Origin of the sequence: Marinomonas polaris DSM 16579 (assembly GCF_900129155.1) — a bacterium.
GTDB lineage: Bacteria > Pseudomonadota > Gammaproteobacteria > Pseudomonadales > Marinomonadaceae > Marinomonas > Marinomonas polaris.
Genome location: NZ_FQVF01000013.1, coordinates 95,912 through 114,978 on the forward strand (window position 1 = coordinate 95,912; position 19,067 = coordinate 114,978).

Genomic DNA, 19,067 nt, shown 5'->3' on the forward strand with positions numbered 1-19,067 from the left:
GTCTGATATCGATCACTTACCAATGGTTTTTATTGATCAATTGATAACTAAACAATATCAATTGGTTGTTTTTCAGCCGCCAATATTTGTTGAGCATTATGCTGAAGAATATTGGCAAACTCTAATGCAGGACCGACTAACGCTTCATTTTTCCTTGTTAAGATACCGTAATATTGAGGCACTAAATCCAACGGTGTTTTAAGCACAGTTAAAACACCGCTTTCTACATGAGGCTTAACCATAACGGTTGGTAGCATACCAATCATTGGACCTCGCTGAAGTAATTCAAGAAAAGTCTGCACAGATATCGTCACCACAATATCTTGCGGTAATGCTACCCCTGCTTTAGCGAAAGATTCTTCCATACGGTCTCTAATCGGTGTCCCCTTAGGGTATAGCAACCAAGGCCATTCAAAGAGCTTTTCAAGTGAAACCGTCTCCTCCCCGCTAAGAGGATGGCTTGAGTTGGCGACTAAGCAAAATTTTTCAGGAGCTAAAGGGGTAAAGTCGAAATTTTGTTGCTGTCCTTGCTCTGAAAATCGACCTATTGCTAAATCCAACGTCTTTTCTTCCAACATTTTCATCAAGTTCCCACTTGTTTGTTCAACCACTTCAACATTCAACAAAGGGGAACGTTTCTTTATCTCCATAATCGCTTCAGGCAGAACAGCTGAAGTAGCGGCAAAAATCCCCCCTACTTTTAAGTAACCATGTCCACCTTTATGCAAGCTAGTAATTTGCTCAACAAAGCCATTTGCATCATTTAAGGTCATATGTGCATATCGAATAACATGCTCCCCTAGAGTAGTCGGCACCATACTTCGCGGTAGTCGATCAAACACTTCAAAACCAAGCAACCCCTCAATTTCTTTAAGCATCTTGCTCACGGCTGGCTGGCTCAAATTCATTTGCTGAGCAGTCAAGTGCATATTTTTTGTACGACCAAGCGAATCTAATAAATAAAGATGCCTAAATTTTATCCAATTACAAAACGTTGAAAATGAAAAATGTGACATAACCCTTCCTTCAATCAATAACTACCAGTTATCAAATATTAACTATATGTCATTGGATTTTATCGATTCCCCATCTTAATGTACATTCCAACAAGAATAAGGAAATACCAATTATGTCGATCAAACTTACAACAAAAAACACCCTACCAGTCGATGCAAACCAAGCGACTCTTATTGGCCGCGTTTGGTCTCCAGGCAATCCATCAGGCCCATCACTCGTTGTCATTCGTGAAAACAATGTTTTTGATATATCTGCACACTTTGCAACACTCAGTGAATTCCTAGAAAACGATCATCCTGTAGAACAACTTAAAGATGTCGAAGGAACATTCCTATGCAGCCTAGAGGATCTACTGGGCAACACCCATGATTCAGCCAACACTGATCAAGCCTATCTACTCGCTCCAGCCGATCTTCAAGTTATTAAAGCCGCAGGCGTCACATTTGCCTCAAGCATGATTGAACGAGTAATCGAAGAACAAGCGGGAGGTAATCCTTCAAAAGCGAAAGCCATCCGAGTTTTAGTAGAAGGCGTTATTGGCGATAACCTAAGTTCAGTTGAGCCTGGCTCTGAAAAAGCCACACAGTTGAAAGAACTGTTAATAGAAAAAGGCATGTGGTCACAATATCTAGAAGTCGGTATTGGCCCAGATGCGGAAATTTTCACAAAAGCCCCCGTTTTATCGGCTATCGGAAGCGGAAAATCCATTGGTATTCATCCGAAATCTGAGTGGAATAATCCTGAGCCTGAAATTGTTCTAGCCGTAAACAGCAAAGGTAAGATACAAGGCGCAACCCTAGGAAACGATGTAAATTTACGTGATTTCGAAGGTCGTAGCGCACTGCTACTTAGCAAAGCAAAAGACAACAACGCCTCTTGTGCCATTGGCCCTTTCATTCGTTTATTTGACGATAACTTCACCTTAGAGGATGTGCATACTTGCGAAGTTACTCTTCAAGTAAAAGGCACCGACGGTTACACCCTAGAAGGGCTGTCTTCCATGATAAAAATAAGTCGTAGCCCAGTAGATCTTGTTCAGCAGACTATTAACGAAAATCACCAATATCCTGATGGCTTTTTCTTATTTCTAGGGACGCTATTCTCACCTACTCAAGATCGTGATCATATTGGCGGGGGCTTTACGCATAAGCTAGGTGACACGGTGATGATTAGCAGCCCAAAACTTGGCACGCTTTACAACACCGTCACATACAGCAGCGATGCAAAGCCATGGGAGTTTGGAATCAACTCACTCATCAATAATTTAACTCACCGCGGTTTATTAAAAGCTAAAAATGACTTTGTCAGTAAATAACTAGTTGAATCATCAACGAAGATTTGATGATGGGAATAGCGCCGCATAATTAAAAAAACACAGAGATACTCAAATGCAAAATAATAATAAGTTTCGCTTACGAAGCCAGCAATGGTTTGATGATCCAAGCCACGCTGATATGACAGCACTGTATGTAGAGCGCTATATGAACCAAGGGTTGACTCGCGAAGAGCTTCAATCAGGTCGACCTATTATAGGCATAGCGCAGACAGGAAGTGATTTAACACCTTGTAATCGCCATCACGTACAACTAGCACAACGAATTAAAGAAGGTATTCGTGATGCAGGCGGTATACCAATGGAATTTCCAGTCCACCCAATTGCCGAGCAAAGTCGTCGCCCAACAGCGGCACTGGATCGTAATTTAGCGTACTTAGGATTAGTCGAAATACTCCACGGCTATCCTTTAGATGGCGTAGTACTAACCACAGGTTGCGACAAAACGACTCCTGCTTGTCTCATGGCTGCAGCCACAACCGACTTACCTGCGATTGTTTTATCTGGTGGACCTATGTTGGATGGACACCATAAAGGCGAGCTAATCGGATCTGGTACCGTTATCTGGAGTTCACGCAAATTACTTGCAACAGGGAAGATTGACTACGAAGGCTTTATGGAGATGACAACCGCTGCATCTCCATCCATTGGCCATTGCAATACAATGGGCACAGCGTTATCAATGAATGCTCTAGCTGAAGCCTTAGGCATGTCATTACCAGGGTGCGCCAGTATTCCGGCACCTTATAGAGAGCGCGGACAAATGGCGTATGCGACAGGCAAGCGTATCTGCGAATTAGTACTCAATGATATTCGTCCTTCACAGATCATGACTAAAGAGTCATTTCATAATGCCATTGTGGTTGCTTCCGCACTTGGTGCATCAACAAATTGCCCTCCTCACCTAATCGCTATTGCACGTCACATGGGCATAGATTTATCGCTTAATGATTGGCAAGAAGTCGGTGAAAATGTGCCACTAATAGTAAATTGCATGCCCGCTGGTAAACATCTTGGGGAAGGTTTTCATCGCGCTGGAGGAGTGCCTGCCGTTCTGCATGAACTTCAAAAATCTGGTTACCTTCATGAACAATGTGAAACAATTAGTGGTAAAACGATAGGGGAAATTGCAGCAGCCAACCCTACTCATAATGCTGATGTTATTTATGAATGTGTATCGCCATTAAAACATCGAGCAGGCTTCATTGTTCTAAGTGGTAACTTTTTTGATAGTGCAATCATGAAAATGTCAGTGGTTGGTGACGCATTCAAGAAAACCTATTTATCTGAGCCTGGTGCAGAAAATTCATTTGAAGCTCGCGCGATCGTGTTTGAAGGGCCTGAAGATTATCATGCTCGAATAGAAGACCCAGAACTCAACATAGATGAAAAATGTATTTTGGTCATTCGTGGTGCAGGCACAGTTGGTTATCCTGGCAGTGCAGAAGTAGTCAATATGGATCCACCGTCAGAATTAATGAAAAAGGGGATTTCATCATTGCCATGCCTTGGTGATGGTCGTCAAAGTGGTACATCTGCAAGCCCATCTATTCTAAATATGTCTCCTGAAGCCGCAGTTGGCGGTGGTATTGCACTACTTCGTACCAACGACAAGCTACTGATCAACCTAAATAATCGTTCAATTAATCTTTTAATTGATAATGATGAAATGGCTAAGCGCCGTGAAGAATGGACGCCAAACATCCCTTCATCTCAAACACCTTGGCAAGAATTGTATCGTCAACTTGTTGGCCAACTTTCAACCGGTGGCTGCCTAGAACCCGCAACCTTACATTTAAAAGTGATATCTAAAGACAATCCACCTAGACACTCACATTAGAATATTTTTTTCTAATGTAATTAAAATAATAACGGTGAAAAAATGAACAATATAATCAATAAATTTGAACGATTCATTGAATATATGATGGCTTTAGCTTTAGCAGTAATGTTCTCTGCAGTTTTTATAAATGTCGTTTTACGATATCTATTTGGCTCAGGAATTGCGGCTTCAGAAGAGCTATCGAGACTTTTATTTGTATGGCTTATCTTTATGGGAGCAACTCTTGCTGTTGGCCGAAATTCTCATATTGGCTTTGATCTTGTGCAAAGAAAGTTACCTAAAAAATTACGATTAATATGCGCAATAATCAGTCATTCTCTTATGCTATATGCCTTGTATTTATTTTTAGAAGGCAGTTGGAAACAATACAACATCGGTTGGAATATAAATTCAACTGTCATGAAGTATCCTTTAGCGTTTATGTACTCTACCGGGCTTTTCGCATCAATTGGCATGGGATTCTATATCATAAGAAATCTCATACTAATTATTCTAAAAAGTGAAAATTCTCATATTCCAGGAAATACAAAAATATCTCCAGAACAACTCAAGGAGAATAACTAATGGCATTAGGAATTTTTTTATTAAGCTTAGCTGGATTTATGTTTTTAGGTATGCCAATAGCATTTGCTTTGGTATTAACCGGCATAACATTAATGTGGCATCTAGATTTTTTCGATGCTCAATTAATCGCACAGAACCTTATCAATGGTGCCGATAGCTTTCCCTTGATGGCAGTACCATTTTTCATCCTCGCAGGGGAAGTAATGAATGCAGGAGGAATATCCAAACGTATCATTAATCTTGCAATTAGTTGCGTAGGCCATAGACGCGGAGGATTAGGATATGTAGCAATCATTGCAGCCGTGATACTTGCAAGCTTATCAGGCTCAGCGATTGCAGACACAGCAGCACTAGCCACTCTACTTCTCCCAATGATGCGGAATAATGGCTACCCAATAGGTCGCTCTGCAGGACTCATTGCAGCAGGCGGGATTATTGCCCCAATCATTCCTCCAAGCATGCCATTTATCATTTTTGGCGTAACGGCAAATCAATCTATCAGCAAGCTATTTATGGCAGGCATTGTACCTGGAATCATCATGGGACTAGGCTTGGTCTTAGCTTGGAAATGGAGCATGAAAACGGTAGATGTAGAACCTCAACCTCGCCAAAATATAAAAACCAGATTAAGAGTGGCAAAAGATGGATTTTTTGCATTGCTTATGCCGGTAATTATTATCGGTGGGTTACGAGGAGGACTTTTCACGCCAACCGAAGCTGCCGTCATTGCTGCTGGGTATGCAATGATAATTAGTCTTCTCGTTTATCGTGAATTAAAAATATCAGACCTTATTCCTCTTTTCATTCAAGCTGCATATACAACAAGTATTGTTATGTTTCTTTGTGCCGCCGCTATTGTCTCTTCATATATGGTGACATTAGCAGACCTTCCTGCAGAATTAATAAGTATTCTAGAGCCTATTATGGACAGCCCTAGAACATTAATGGCGACAATCGTAGTTGTCATGTTATTAATCGGAATGGTAATGGATCTAACACCAACTATATTGATATTAGCACCTGTAACCATACCTTTAATTATTAAAGCAGGTATAGATCCTATTTATTTTGGCGTTATGTTTATTATGGTTGGCTGTGTAGGGTTAATTACACCTCCAGTTGGCACCGTTTTAAGCGTTGTTTCTAGCGTAGCAAAAGAGCCATTAGAAAAAATAACAAGAGGAATACTACCCTTCTTATTTGCGTATATGGCAATAATAGTATTATTCGTAATATTTCCAGAAATTATAACCGTACCAGCAAAACTGCTCTATTAAACCTAAAAAGGAAAATGAAATGAAAAAAATAACAATATCAAAAAAAGCATTCAAATCTATTTTAGCGATTACTATCGGAACCACTCTTACAATTGGTTCAATTAGTGCCAGCGCACAAGATGTGAACTCTCGAATCATTAGATTTGGATATGGATTAAATCAAGATAGTAAACAGGGTAGAGCAGTACAAACATTTACAGAGGAAGTAAACCGCCTTTCTGATGGAAAATTCAAAGTGAAATCTTTTGCAAACGCCTTGTTGGGAAATGAAATTCAAATGCAAAATGCGCTAATTGGTGGAGCGCAAGAAATGATGATCACGTCGACGTCTTCACTAATCGGCATAGACAAAAAATTCGCGATTTGGGATTTACCATTCATGTTTAAAGATGGTCCAGAAGCAGACAAAGTTCTAGATGGAAAATTTGGACAAGCGATGCTTGATGGGCTAGAAAAACATGGGGTTGTTGGCCTTGTTTACTGGGAAAATGGGTTTCGTGATTTAACAAACTCAAAACGACCTATAAAAACCATGGATGATCTAAACAGTGTGAAACTAAGGGTTATGCAAAACCCTATGTATTTAGAGCTCTTCAACCAAATGGGAGCCAACGCAATCCCTATGGCCTTTTCAGAACTATTTACAGCGTTAGAAACTGGCGCTGTAGATGGGCAAGAAAACCCATATAGCACTATCCAATCTAGTAAATTTTATGAAGTTCAAAAGTACCTTAGCCAGACACATCACGTCTATAGCCCATGGGTTATGCTAATCAGTAAGCCTTTCTGGGATAAACTTAGTAATGATGAAAAAACAATCATTAAAAAAGCGGCCGTTATATCCCGAGAAGCAGAAAGAAAAGATAGTAGAGAACAAGCTGAAAAATCTCTGGCTTTCTTAAAAACAAAAATGGAAGTAAACAGCATTACTCCAGAAGAAATGGATAAGATGAAAGCTTCAGCAAAAATAGTTATTGACGCCCAAGCGAAAGAACTAGGACAAGATTTACTTGATCAATTCTTTGCTGCGATTAAAGAAGCAAAAAGTAAATAATAAACTAGCACAAAAAAATCCAATGGCAGCAACGCCATTGGATTTTTTATGAGTGCAATAAACCGCTAAATTAGCGTTTTATGTAGATTACTGTTGCGTGTAACGATGAAGGGCTTTGTAATCACCATCGTCTTGTAAGCAATAAAACTCGGTTTCCTTGGCGCCCAAAATTTGGCAACTAAAGTCGACACTCTCTTGTTGTTCCCACTCACTATCACAGCTGCTGCGGAATCGGGAGTTAGAGTCAGTTTCTGTGATAGAACTCAAAGCATGAGACCATTTGAAGCTACTTTCGAAGACATTACAGCTATTAGAATCATCTCTATCTACAAACGTACCTGTCCCATCTTCGTTAAAGGTTTCGCTGCCGATATCGATCCAGTTACACTCTTCGTCTAAGTATTCAACTTTGAATGCATTAACCAAATCTTGACGACGTTTTATGGTTATTTTTGATACATCATTCATCGACATAGACCACGCGCTTTTATAGCCATTATTATCAAGATCTTCACGAACATTTAATGTAAAAGGCACCGTGGTAAGCACAGTAGACACGGTAAACAAATCGGTACAGTCATTACCCATACTGGCGTTTAGCGCTCCCATATTCATGATTAGGTCGCCCAGCTTAGTACTGTCCATATTAAAAGCTACAACGCCATTTGGCTTCACTTCTTCCGTCGCTAATTGCTCGGCAACCTGCTTACTTTTTTCGCCTGTGTAAGCAACCAAATGCTTGCCCTTAATTGCCACGAAAGCATCCATTGGCAGACCGCTGTCGGCTAGATTAATAGCAGAACCATCGGTTGGGATTTGTACACCATTTAAGATGGGTAGGAATTTACTAGCAAGTGCAGACAGCACTTCTGGCTTTTCAGCAGTGATGGTCGCAATGGCATCGTATTGAGCGCCTAACTGACTGTTTTCATCTTTTGTCAAATCAAAAACGCCCAAGCTAACACCAGATAAGCCTTGTGCCATGCTAGTAAATACCGACAGCACCGCTGGGTTGTTTTCCCGTAACTTCACTTGTAAATTTTGCAACTGAACGCAATTAAAATCCGCTTTGGTAAATTGATTCCACAAGCTCGTTAAGACCGGAGAGATAGCGTCCGCAGACAAACCGACACCAAGACCAAGAGTTAGGTCTTTACTAGTATTTAAGTAGCTTGGAATGAAGCCGCGAAGTTTACTTAGTTCGCCTAACACATTGGCATTTTGGATTTCTAGGGCATAGGAGAAGTCAAACGCCATGTTGTCGTCTTTTACATCATAACGATTCAAACCAAAGACAAAACGCGGTACACCAGAAACAATATTGACGATGTCAGCTCGACACTGTATTTGAGCTTCCGTTAAATCAGGCAGCTTATCTCCCAACAAAACTTTCAATTGCTGGTGAGCACGAGCGTCCTTGTCCAGCACAGCATTAGCAATATTCAGCAAACTTACATAACCATGAGAGTAATCCATGAAGTTATATGTCTTACCGTCGTTTTTCCAGCTATCTACAGGCATAGGTACTGAAGGCTTCGTTAAAGCAAAACGCTGAGCTTGAGCTGCTGAATCATCTTTTTGCGATAATACTGAGATAGTAAGAACGTTATCCTTGATCATAAAACCAAGCGTCAGTACTAGATCATCATTTTTCGCCAGCTCAATAGTCGTTAAGGTTTGGTCTGCAATAGTTTTTGACCCCAAGGTCAAATCACTTTCTTGTGCCGCTTCTTCTACAAGACTCAGAAACGCCTGTTCGTCTTGCAATACAACACGCATAACGGGGAAAATCCCGTCTAAATACACAACGCTTGCGCCTTCCATATCAAGGCCGTAGTGGTTGTATATTGCTATGCCGCCCTTGGGCGCCACTTCGTAATAATCTTTAATAAACCAGCGTATAAAATCTAAGCCTTCACTTTCAGGAAAAGACTTAAGCATCTCTAAAATAGCTTCACCATCGCCGCTATCTTTCAGTTGAGCCATCATCTGATCAGAGCTAGTAACAATATCTTTATTTGTCACACCACCAACAAAAAGAGCCGTATCAGCAGGAACATATTCGATCATCTTGTCGATATTGCTACTCTTTTGGAACCAACCCAAAATGTCGAAACTAAAGCCGAATGCGGCAGCAGAAGATAAACAAGCCATAACAGCGGCGGCTTTAAAGAATTTTCCCTTCATTACGGATCCTTCAGAATGAGTACTCATTACAAGTTACTTAAAGTGGGGGTTAAAATTTTGTGTCAAAAACGACAAGATTTTAGCGTTAAACGCCAAAAAGAGCCATCGCATCAACTATGACTCATACCTTATATTGAAAAGAATGTTGAAAACAAAATAGCGACGTGAACTTACCCTACTCGGCATTCCAAAATAGAAGTCTTTCTTGAGCCTGCAGATCTCTTAGTTGGATCATAAAAAGTTTCCACAACTTTGAATCCGGCTTTTCTCATCATGCCTGCAGAAGCTAAGTTTTCTTCATGCCGCTCAATTAATACAACAGTAGCTCGCTTTTCTTTGGACTTTTCTATACAGCACTCAAGCAATTTCGTAGCAATACCTTGACCAGAATACGCACTAGAAACAACTACATCACCAATAAAACAAAGCTCATTAAGGGCCGAATACTTGGTCAAATAATCCGGACTGACTGCCCCATCAATCAAAACAGCAAAGCCTATAATTTGGTTGCTGCCAGCGCCAAGGGAATCAACCGCAACCATAGCAACCGCCGTGCCGTGCTCAATCAGAGAGAACTCAGCATCAACACCTTCTTCAGTTAAATAATTCCATTCATTTGGACCATGATTCCAAAGTAACGCTTTCACATCGGCAAGTTCTTCTAAAGCAGCCTGTCGAAGCGTAATCATGCTAAAACTCCTCCAAACCATTTAATTGGCGAATAATATCCAAAAAAAGATCTCGACCAACAGATATCAAACCATCAGGAAAGTCGTAATCTGGATTGTGTAATTGCGGGCTAGCTTGTCCTGCACCCAAAGCAAACATTGCACCCTCTTTTGCTGTAGCGGTGAACTGACCGAAATCTTCTGACCAACGCATTGGCTCATCCAGCAAGACCAAAGGCGTTTTCGTGGTTTCACAGGCACGAACCACTAAATCGCAACCTTGTTGAGAATTTACGCTGGCCTGAAACACATCATCGTATTCAAATGAAATACTTAGATTTTCACTCTTTGCTACTGCTTGAGAGAAGCGCTCGGCCTGCTCTATCAGAGTTTGCATACCTTCATTGCTTTCACTGCGCAAAGTCACCATGACCACCGCATCACCCGGCGCCGTCCCAAAGGCAATTTCACCTAATTTGGCGTGGATAACCGTTACCCAATTTCGCCCTGCGCCTGCTTGTTGTGGAATGCTTGCTGGCAGCGAGTTTAGCTCTTGGATAATTTGGCACATGGCATTGGCAGGGCTAATACCATTTTCAGGATGCGCCGCATGTGAGGTTTTGCCTTTTAGATGGATAATCATGCCTCTAGAAGCACAATTAAAAGTACCTGCTCGCACAGCTACTTTACCCAGTTCTAATCCAGGGTAATTATGTAGGGCAAAAGCATAGTCTGGAGTAAGAGCGGTAAAACGCGCATCGTTTACGACTTGAATCGCTCCCATTCCGGTTTCTTCTGCTGGCTGAAAGCACAACACAACACGCCCCTTCTGCGGACGATGCTTCGACAATTCCGCACCCAACGCGGTCACGATACTCATGTGCCCATCATGACCACACTTATGAGAAACGCCTTTCACTTGTGAACGATGAGCAAAACTATTGGTTTCTTGGATCGGCAAAGCATCCAACTCGCTACGAATCAAAGTCGTTGGTCCACTATCAGCACCATTAAATACAAACGCCAGACCCGTACCGCCAAGATCGGTAACAACCTCATCCGGCGAGAAAGCTTGAAATTCGTTGAAAATTCGAACCGCTGTAGCCTGTTCTTGATTAGACAGCTCTGGATTCTGATGAAGGGTTTTACGTAACGCAATTAATTCGTCTAGAGATTGCATGATTGGGCCTGTAGTTTGTAACAGATTTAGTGACAGTCTCAGCTAAAACGGATCACCAATCAAGCATCCCATAAAACTCACTAACGAAAGCATTTATTCACTTACGCATGAACTCCCACACATTAAGCCTCCATAGTAAAAACAACGTCTCCTAAATCATAAACCATAATTAAAAAAGTTCTTTCAATAGCGAATATCCTTACTTTATTAATAAATGTTAATGAAAGTCATTTGCATCAATGACCGTTAATTTGTGATAATCATTCTCATAAAGGATTGTTTTTTTAGTTCGGAGTAACTTAATGAATCAACGAGAGAAATCATGAAAAAAACGGCTTACCCTGTTCCCTTATCTTTAATCGCTCTATCCATTATGGCAGCAAATCCTGTCTTTTCCGCAGATACATTAGAAGTAGAACACCAGTTAGACACTGTCACAATTGAAGCAGATGCTCTATCAGAAAGTGCGCCAAAGGTGGGTAGCTCAGTTTCTAGTATTGATTATAAAGATATCGAAAAAACACTAGTCCGTAATCTAGATGATTTAGTCCGCTACGAACCTGGTGTCGATGCAAGCCAAGATTCTCGTTTTGGTATCAGCAGCATCAATATTCGAGGACTTGATGGCGATCGCGTAAAAATCAGTGTTGATGGCGTAACACAAGCCGATGCATACGGCCCTACAACCACGTATTTAAGAACTGGACGAAATACCGTTGATCTGGATTCATTAGAGTCTGTCGAAATAATTAAGGGCGGTGATGTTGTAGAAGGCAGTGGTGCCCTTGGCGGCGTTGTAAAGTATAGAACAAAAGAGCCTAGTAGCTTTTTATCCGCAGAAGGCAATGACACTTCAGGCTCGTTAAAAGCCGGATACAAAAGTGCATCGGATGAATTCAATCAAACACTCACCATTGCAAATCGCACCGGCAAGATTGAATCCTTGCTTGTATACACAAACCGAGATGGTCATGAAAATGAGAACCATCAAGGTGACGCAGGATCGGATCAGACAGTCGGAGTCAAACGAGCTTCAGTAGACCCTTCTGACACCGGATCAGACAACGTACTCGCCAAAGTACAGGTGCAAGTAAACCACAATAACCGTATTGGTTTTGTGGGCGAATACTTCCACAGCACGTCAGAGTCCGACTTATTTTCAGAAAGCTCAGCAACAGATCAACAAAGTTCTGACGACAAAAGTGTCCGCCGCCGTATTGGCTTCTTCCATGAAAACACACAAACCAACACTTTATATGATCGCCTAAAATGGCAGGTCGATTATCAAGATACCAAAACCACCAATAAAACACATCGGAGCAATAACAACCGCCTGGTTGATCGCTTTTATGATGAGGAAAGTACCAGTTTAAAAGCCGATTTAGTGAAACAAATTGACGCTCATCAAATCCGCTATGGTTTAAATTACGATAAAAAGTCTTTGGAAAATCTAAATAAAGACACAGTATCAGGCACAACCACAGCATCTCGTTTTTCTCCTGTAGCTGATGCCAACATCTTTGGCGTGTACATAGAGGACAGCTGGGCTGCAACAGATCGACTGACTCTAGTCCCTGCCATCCGCTACGACAATTATAAGTACACAACAACAGGCGACGAATACATAGAGTCATGGGGAAATAATGAAAACGAAGCACTCACAGCACAACTGGCTGCCGAATTTGCTATAACGGAAACCTACACGATTTTCGGCAAAACAGGCTCAGGTTTTAGAGCGCCAAACTTAGACGAACTCTACTACTACTTCGCAAACTCAGCTTCTTATGGTTCTTACCAAATAACACCAAATCCAGATTTGGAACCAGAAGAAAGTCTCTTCATCGAAGCAGGTATTCGCGCTCAAAATACATATGGAGCGGCAGAGTTTGTCGCTTTCTACAACGATTATAAAAACTTCATCGAGCAAGTATCTTTAGGCTCTTCAGCGGCTTTTAGCCTTGGCCAATATACTAATCAAAACCTTAACCATGTGGTGATTAAAGGCGTTGAGATCAAAGGTAATTTAGACCTATCTAAAAGCATCGATGCCCTTAGTGATGGCTGGGTATTAAATGGAGCCATAGCTTATGCAGAAGGAGATAACCTAGAAAACGGTGAACCGCTCGACAGCATTTCACCGCTCAGTGCGGTTGTTGGCCTTGGCTACGATTCCCCATCAGAGCAATGGGGTGGAAAGCTCAACCTAACTTGGGCGTCTGGTAAGAAAAAAGAAGACATATCCACCAGCAAACAATGGCTTGCTACATCGGATTACAACCTTGTTGACCTGACAGCCTATTACAAACCGACGCAAAACCTCACTTTTAACGCCGGTCTTTTTAACCTAACCGACGAAAAATACATGAATTGGAATGACATTCGTAACCTAACCAATACGAGCACTAACTTGAATAGATACACCCGTGCAGGTCGTAATTTTGGCATAGATGCAACCTTGTCATTCTAAGACACACTCAAAGTATTTATTAACGTGAACTAAGTACTCATTAACATCAACAAAATACTTACTAGCACCAATGAAATAAACAAGGGAAAACGTTTCCCCCTTGTTTATTTACGGAGAATTCATATGTCAGTCAACAACGAAGCACCTAAAGTTAAAACAGCAAATACTGCCAATCATCTTGCTTACTCGCGATACCTAGAAGTTGTTTCATCAAGCCAAGCACCACGAGCTCGGGAACTGGCCAAACAACTGAACATCAGCGAAGGCGAATTAGTTGCTTGCCGACAAGGCATAGAAACATGGGCAATAAAGCCGCCATTTCAAGATCTATTGGCGCTGCTAGAAGGCGTAGGTGAAGTGATGACCATCACTCGCAATGATGAAGCCGTACACGAAACCACTGGGACATATCATAAGTTCAGCTTTATGGAAAAAAGCAACATGGGTCTCGTTCTATCGGACGACATTGATTTACGTCTCTTCATTGGCCAATGGCACAGCGCATTCCATGTCGTCGAAAATGGCCGCCATAGTATCCAGTTTTTCAACGCTCATGGCTTAGCACTTCATAAAATCTATCGCACAGACAATACTCTGTCCGAAAAATGGGATGCTCTCATAACTGAATTTCGTGACGCTTCCCCAGTTACCCCAACTTATTTACCGTTAGAAGAGGAGCAAGAACCTATCAGCGAACTACCAGCTAATTTTGACCAAGCTCGTTTCGCTATAGAATGGTCAGAGCTAAAAGATGTTCATGAATATCATGGCATGCTCAAAAGGCACGGCCTTTCTCGTACTCAAGCTTTGTCCCAAATTGGTGATCAATGGGCGACAAAACTAGAACAAGACAGTGTAAAAAACGCTATAACCTTTGCTGAAGAAAAAAACTGCAACATCATGGTGTTTGTTGGTAACAAAGGCTGCATCCAAATTTTCAGCGGCGAAGTACATCGCCTTATGCAACAAGGCCCTTGGTTCAATGTATTAGACCCAGGCTTTAACTTGCACCTAAGAGAAGATTTGATCGCAGAAACTTGGGCTATTAAACGACCAAGTAGCGACGGCATTATTACTTCTATTGAAGCATTCAACGCCAAAGGCGACTCCATTTTAACGCTATTTGGCAAACGCAAACCGGGTAATCCTGAACTACCGCTATGGCAAAACATAGTAGAGAAAGTGATTAGTCTAAGCGCTAAACAGGAGACGACATCATGAGCCGAAAGCCGCTTATTTTCGTTACCCTGATGGTATTAGGATCACTTAGCAGCACTTTCAGTTTTGCTCAGCGCGTTGTCAGCATAGGCGGAACAGTCACAGAAATCGTCTATTTACTTGGTGCTGACAAGCAACTCGTTGCCAGTGATACCAGTAGCATCTACCCCGATAAAGCGAACCAAATGCCCAAAGTCGGCTACCAACGCACTCTATCGGCAGAAGGCGTGCTGAGCGTTCATCCAGAACTCTTACTCATCACGCCAGCAGCAGGACCTGCTAAAGTATTGCAGCAGCTAAAAGATACTGGTGTGAAAATCGTTACTATTGATTCGCCGGATACCAAACAGGGTATTTTTGATAAAGTTTCACAAGTCGCTCAGGCATTAGATCAAGAAATCGCTGGCAAGCAGGCTATTGATAGCATTAAGCAAGCCTTTGATGAATTAGCTATTCCTGAATCTTGGAAAAAACGTCCTCCTCGTTTGCTGTTTGTCTTACAAATGGGTGGTGCTCCTATGGTAGCAGGACAAGGAACGGCTCCCGATGCGCTGTTTCATCTAGCTGGGGCGATCAATGCCGTAAATACCATAAACGGCTATAAAGCACTTACCCCTGAAGCCATTCTACTCGCCCAACCTGATGCCATTGTTGTCACTCAACAGGGGCTTACACGAGCAGGCGAGCAAGCCATTTGGTCTTTACCTGGAATGGCTTCGACACCAGCGGCAAAAGCCCAACGCTTAATATCCTTAGATGCTTTATTAGCATTAGGGCTAGGTCCAAGGACACCGCAGGCGATTCAGTTTATACATCAACAACTTGAAGACTGGGCGCCATGAAACGCGCCTTTTATTCGCAAACCCCTTATCCAGTCCTAATCCTAGCGTTGTTTATTGTGGGGATATTTGCGTTAACGCAAGGAGCCTATTCGATTTCATGGCGAAATCTTTTTCTGTCTTCCATGAATGACATAGACCGGCAAATACTGATGACGGTTCGCTTACCTAGGTTACTCATGGCTGCTCTGGTCGGGGCTGCACTCGCTGTGTCTGGCGCGTTAATGCAAGCATTATTTCGTAACCCATTGGCAGATCCTGGCTTATTAGGCGTCTCATCTGGCGCTTCCGTTTTTGTCGGCATTCTGATTGTTCTCAATCCTTTAGCAGGTAACTTACCACTGTGGGCACAATCTTATATGCAAAGCGCAGCAGCGTTTTTGGGCGCGGTACTAACCTGCTGGTTGATTTTTCAATTATCCAAACACAAGGGCCAAGTATCTGTGCTGCATTTACTCCTTGCTGGTATCGCCATTAATGCCTTATCAGGGTCAGCAACAGGGTTACTTACTTACGTAAGTAATGATGAGCAACTAAGAGCCTTAACTTTTTGGGCAATGGGAAATTTAGGCGGCGCTAGATGGGAACAAGTTGCTGTTATTGCGAGCATTTTATTACCAATGCTTTGTTATGTTTGGCGTCAATCTAAAAACTTAAATCTGTTATTACTTGGCGAAGAAGAAGCCCGTTATTTAGGGCTAGATGTCGAGAGCTTCAAAATAAAGCTCATCGCCATTGTGGCGTTATGTGTCGGCGTGACCGTTGCCTTTACAGGTCTTATTGGCTTTATTGGACTAATGGTCCCTCATCTCATTCGTATGCTCTTTGGTGCCGATAACCGCATTGTTGTTCCCTGCTCTGCCTTATTAGGTGCCAGCTTACTAACAGGAGCAGATACCTGGGCTCGGCTTTTAGTCATTCCAGCTGAACTGCCTGTTGGCTTGGTCACCAGCTTACTGGGTGGGCCATTTTTCTTATGGCTACTTTTAAAAAATATACGAGAAACAAGCTAATGCTTAACATCAGCCAACTCACGCTTATTCGATCTGGGAAAAACTTGTTAGAAAATGTTTCTCTTAGCATTCAGCCTGGACAACTTACTATTATTCTTGGGCCAAACGGCGCGGGAAAATCGACGTTATTAAAATGCTGCTCAGGCGCTCTTCAAGCAGATGCAGGGCACATCACGCTAGATAAAAAACTGTTGTCGAATTGGTCGCTAGCAGACCTCGCCAAAAAGCGCGCCGTATTGACTCAGCAAATACATCTGCCTTTCGCATTAACCGTTAAAGAAGTGGTTTCTCTTGGACTCGCCCCATGGGCATTGTCAGATCAGCAAGCCACGAAGTTAATCCATGACACCTTAGTCGAAGTTGGCATGCCAGACACAGAAACTCGTCAATACGCCAGCTTATCCGGAGGAGAACAGCAACGTATCCAACTCGCAAGAGTCTTAGTTCAGCTCTTCGCAGACAAGCCCTCACGAACAAGAAAACAATCTCAAGAAGGTAAATACTTATTATTAGACGAACCCATTTCAGCACTCGACTTGCACCAGCAGCAACGAGTCTTAAGGCTACTTAAAAACCTTGCCCAAAAAGGGTTGGGGATTTTCTGCATCCTACACGACATCAACCTAGCAGCACTCTATGGCGACAAACTCGTCCTATTAGAAAAAGGCAAAGTCATCTTCAACAGTGAGCCAAAAAGACTCGCCCAAGGCAACACTATAGAAGCCGCTTATCAGGCGGACTTGATTCGTCTATCTCACCCAGATAATCAGTTACCGCAGTGGCAGTTTAGGCAGTGACTCCTTATGCCACTTCCCTTGGAGAAGCGATTCGTTTGCCCTCATAGCGACGTAAAACAATTTGGAAGCGTACAATAAGAATCGCCGCTAACAAGGTTAACCCCGCACCTAAACCAATGTAAAAGCCTCGCAGCGATAAGGTTTCTGCCCACGGGCTGTAATGCGACAACCAAAAGCCAAACGGAATACTTAAGCCAAACAAAGACGCTGCAAAAGCGATCATAGTTGAACGCGTATCACGGAATCCTCGCAAGGCACCAGTAAATACCGTTTGCAGCATATCGGGGAACTGATAACAGGAAGAGATCAACAAAATGCTCGCCGCCAAAGCCACTACTTCAGCATTGTTACTATAGATATACGGAATCTGGTTATGGAAAACTTGAGTAATAATAAAACAGGTACTCACATAAGAAAGCCCTAGCCAAACAATCACTCGAATACGCTTTCTAACGCCATCCACACCTTCTTTCGACATGGCTTTTGCTACCACTATCGCTGTCACAGCACTCATGGCCATCATTGGCGTAAACAAGAAAGAAGTGTAAGACATAACGATCTGACCGCCGCCTAACGCTAGATCACCAAAAGATGAAATCAACCACGTCATAGAAGAAAACAAGCCGACTTCAAAAGCAAAGGCAAAGCCCGCTGGCGCGCCAACATTCAGTAGAATCGAGAACTTACGTGTATAACGCCACACTAAACGGGTAAATAACGGGGTTTTATTGATAAAACGGTCGTAAACTAAAAACATCGACACCGCTAAATACAAGGATAAAGCAGACGCCAACGCCGCGCCTTTTGCACCCATTTCTGGAAAGCCAAAATTGCCAAAAATCAGCACATAGTTAAATAAGATATTTAGTGCTAGACCGAAGCTTGCGACAAACAGCGGAAAACCTGGACGGCCAGCCGCTTCAAACAGATTTTTATACGCCGTCATCAAAGCCAACATAGGAAGAGCAGGTGCGAAAATATACAAGTATGAAACGGAAACTTGTCTTGTTTCTTCTTCCGTCGCCATCAAACCGGCGAAATATGGCAATAAGAAGATAGCCACCAAGCTCGCCAATAAACCAAGTCCTACTGATAAGCCAACCGCTTGCGACATATATAGGTTAACTAGTTTTGGTTGTCGACCATGTAAATGACGCGTCACCAAAGGCGTAAGACCGAATGTCACGCCAATCAAGAAACAACCAACCGGTAGCCATAAACTCGATGCCAAACCAACAGCAGCCAAATGCAACGCGCTGTAATGCCCTAACATGATGGTATCGACCACACTGATCGACAGCTCCAATGTCATCGTCAGAACCATAGGAAATAACAAATGCAGAACTTCTTTTAACACTGGGAAACGCTTAACCACACATCACCGCCGACTATCCATAGAAAACGCAAAAAAACGACCGAGTAATTTAACACCGATCGCCATACATTGCACCAAATCACCTATAGGTCGGCCTTTAGGCCGACAAAAGCCCGATATCACCAAACTAAAACCTTGACGCGCTAAAACACGACCTACAAAAACCTAAAAAAAATCAATCACATGTAGGTCGGCCTTCAGGCCGTCAAGAGCCCGATATCACCAAACCAAAACC

15 protein-coding genes are annotated in these 19,067 nt (G+C 42.4%); 10 read left to right on the forward strand and 5 right to left on the reverse strand.

What is annotated here, in order from left to right:
• Positions 1-47 precede the first annotated feature (47 nt).
• Positions 48-1,016: a LysR family transcriptional regulator gene (locus BUA59_RS14575; protein WP_072840415.1), complete on the reverse strand. Its 969-nt coding sequence runs from the start codon at positions 1,014-1,016 to the stop codon at positions 48-50.
• Positions 1,017-1,129: 113 nt separating this feature from the next.
• Here BUA59_RS14575 and BUA59_RS14580 point away from each other — a divergent pair, with 113 nt between their 5' ends.
• From BUA59_RS14580 to BUA59_RS14600, 5 genes are all read left to right on the forward strand, one after another.
• Positions 1,130-2,332: a fumarylacetoacetate hydrolase family protein gene (locus tag BUA59_RS14580; protein ID WP_072840416.1), complete on the forward strand. Its 1,203-nt coding sequence runs from the start codon at positions 1,130-1,132 to the stop codon at positions 2,330-2,332.
• Between the two features lie 73 nt (positions 2,333-2,405).
• Positions 2,406-4,190: an IlvD/Edd family dehydratase gene (locus BUA59_RS14585; RefSeq protein WP_072840417.1), complete on the forward strand. Its 1,785-nt coding sequence runs from the start codon at positions 2,406-2,408 to the stop codon at positions 4,188-4,190.
• Positions 4,191-4,232: 42 nt separating this feature from the next.
• Positions 4,233-4,757, forward strand: coding sequence for a TRAP transporter small permease (locus BUA59_RS14590; RefSeq protein ID WP_072840418.1), 525 nt, complete (start codon positions 4,233-4,235; stop codon positions 4,755-4,757).
• A complete protein-coding gene (locus tag BUA59_RS14595; protein ID WP_072840419.1) occupies positions 4,757-6,034 on the forward strand; it encodes a TRAP transporter large permease subunit in 1,278 nt (425 codons plus the stop codon). Before BUA59_RS14590 ends, BUA59_RS14595 begins: the two co-directional genes overlap by 1 nt.
• Positions 6,035-6,053: 19 nt before the next feature.
• Complete coding sequence (locus tag BUA59_RS14600) at positions 6,054-7,088, forward strand: TRAP transporter substrate-binding protein (RefSeq protein ID WP_072840420.1); 1,035 nt, start codon at positions 6,054-6,056, stop codon at positions 7,086-7,088.
• Positions 7,089-7,175: 87 nt separating this feature from the next.
• On the opposite strand, the gene BUA59_RS14605 is transcribed toward BUA59_RS14600, so the two are convergent.
• The 3 genes from BUA59_RS14605 to BUA59_RS14615 form a co-directional block, all read right to left on the reverse strand.
• Complete coding sequence (locus BUA59_RS14605) at positions 7,176-9,275, reverse strand: hypothetical protein (protein ID WP_072840421.1); 2,100 nt, start codon at positions 9,273-9,275, stop codon at positions 7,176-7,178.
• 170 nt (positions 9,276-9,445) lie between these two features.
• Entirely contained in the window at positions 9,446-9,964 is a 519-nt protein-coding gene (locus BUA59_RS14610) for a GNAT family N-acetyltransferase (RefSeq protein WP_072840422.1), read from the reverse strand.
• A 1-nt stretch (position 9,965) separates the two neighbouring features.
• Positions 9,966-11,123 (reverse strand): amidohydrolase, encoded by a 1,158-nt coding sequence (locus tag BUA59_RS14615; protein ID WP_072840423.1) that lies wholly within the window; start codon positions 11,121-11,123, stop codon positions 9,966-9,968.
• A 322-nt stretch (positions 11,124-11,445) separates the two neighbouring features.
• Here BUA59_RS14615 and BUA59_RS14620 point away from each other — a divergent pair, with 322 nt between their 5' ends.
• From BUA59_RS14620 to BUA59_RS14640, 5 genes are all read left to right on the forward strand, one after another.
• Positions 11,446-13,590, forward strand: coding sequence for a TonB-dependent hemoglobin/transferrin/lactoferrin family receptor (locus tag BUA59_RS14620; RefSeq protein ID WP_072840424.1), 2,145 nt, complete (start codon positions 11,446-11,448; stop codon positions 13,588-13,590).
• Between the two features lie 123 nt (positions 13,591-13,713).
• Positions 13,714-14,811, forward strand: coding sequence for a hemin-degrading factor (locus tag BUA59_RS14625; protein WP_084122462.1), 1,098 nt, complete (start codon positions 13,714-13,716; stop codon positions 14,809-14,811).
• A complete protein-coding gene (locus BUA59_RS14630; RefSeq protein WP_072840425.1) occupies positions 14,808-15,650 on the forward strand; it encodes a heme/hemin ABC transporter substrate-binding protein in 843 nt (280 codons plus the stop codon). Before BUA59_RS14625 ends, BUA59_RS14630 begins: the two co-directional genes overlap by 4 nt.
• On the forward strand, positions 15,647-16,660 hold the full coding sequence (locus BUA59_RS14635; protein ID WP_072840426.1) for a FecCD family ABC transporter permease: 1,014 nt from the start codon (positions 15,647-15,649) through the stop codon (positions 16,658-16,660). Before BUA59_RS14630 ends, BUA59_RS14635 begins: the two co-directional genes overlap by 4 nt.
• Positions 16,660-17,457: a heme ABC transporter ATP-binding protein gene (locus BUA59_RS14640; protein WP_072840427.1), complete on the forward strand. Its 798-nt coding sequence runs from the start codon at positions 16,660-16,662 to the stop codon at positions 17,455-17,457. The genes BUA59_RS14635 and BUA59_RS14640 overlap by 1 nt, the downstream gene beginning before the upstream one ends.
• Positions 17,458-17,461: 4 nt before the next feature.
• Here BUA59_RS14640 and BUA59_RS14645 read toward each other — a convergent pair whose 3' ends face one another.
• Positions 17,462-18,832, reverse strand: a complete 1,371-nt coding sequence (locus tag BUA59_RS14645) for an MATE family efflux transporter (protein ID WP_245813161.1) — start codon at positions 18,830-18,832, stop codon at positions 17,462-17,464.
• Positions 18,833-19,067 lie beyond the last annotated feature (235 nt).

Coding starts and splice junctions, on each gene's coding strand:
- BUA59_RS14575 (WP_072840415.1), bottom strand. CDS start 1,016: ATGTCACATTTTTCATTTTCAACGTTTTGTAATTGGATAAAATTTAGG.
- BUA59_RS14580 (WP_072840416.1), top strand. CDS start 1,130: ATGTCGATCAAACTTACAACAAAAAACACCCTACCAGTCGATGCAAAC.
- BUA59_RS14585 (WP_072840417.1), top strand. CDS start 2,406: ATGCAAAATAATAATAAGTTTCGCTTACGAAGCCAGCAATGGTTTGAT.
- BUA59_RS14590 (WP_072840418.1), top strand. CDS start 4,233: ATGAACAATATAATCAATAAATTTGAACGATTCATTGAATATATGATG.
- BUA59_RS14595 (WP_072840419.1), top strand. CDS start 4,757: ATGGCATTAGGAATTTTTTTATTAAGCTTAGCTGGATTTATGTTTTTA.
- BUA59_RS14600 (WP_072840420.1), top strand. CDS start 6,054: ATGAAAAAAATAACAATATCAAAAAAAGCATTCAAATCTATTTTAGCG.
- BUA59_RS14605 (WP_072840421.1), bottom strand. CDS start 9,275: ATGAAGGGAAAATTCTTTAAAGCCGCCGCTGTTATGGCTTGTTTATCT.
- BUA59_RS14610 (WP_072840422.1), bottom strand. CDS start 9,964: ATGATTACGCTTCGACAGGCTGCTTTAGAAGAACTTGCCGATGTGAAA.
- BUA59_RS14615 (WP_072840423.1), bottom strand. CDS start 11,123: ATGCAATCTCTAGACGAATTAATTGCGTTACGTAAAACCCTTCATCAG.
- BUA59_RS14620 (WP_072840424.1), top strand. CDS start 11,446: ATGAAAAAAACGGCTTACCCTGTTCCCTTATCTTTAATCGCTCTATCC.
- BUA59_RS14625 (WP_084122462.1), top strand. CDS start 13,714: ATGTCAGTCAACAACGAAGCACCTAAAGTTAAAACAGCAAATACTGCC.
- BUA59_RS14630 (WP_072840425.1), top strand. CDS start 14,808: ATGAGCCGAAAGCCGCTTATTTTCGTTACCCTGATGGTATTAGGATCA.
- BUA59_RS14635 (WP_072840426.1), top strand. CDS start 15,647: ATGAAACGCGCCTTTTATTCGCAAACCCCTTATCCAGTCCTAATCCTA.
- BUA59_RS14640 (WP_072840427.1), top strand. CDS start 16,660: ATGCTTAACATCAGCCAACTCACGCTTATTCGATCTGGGAAAAACTTG.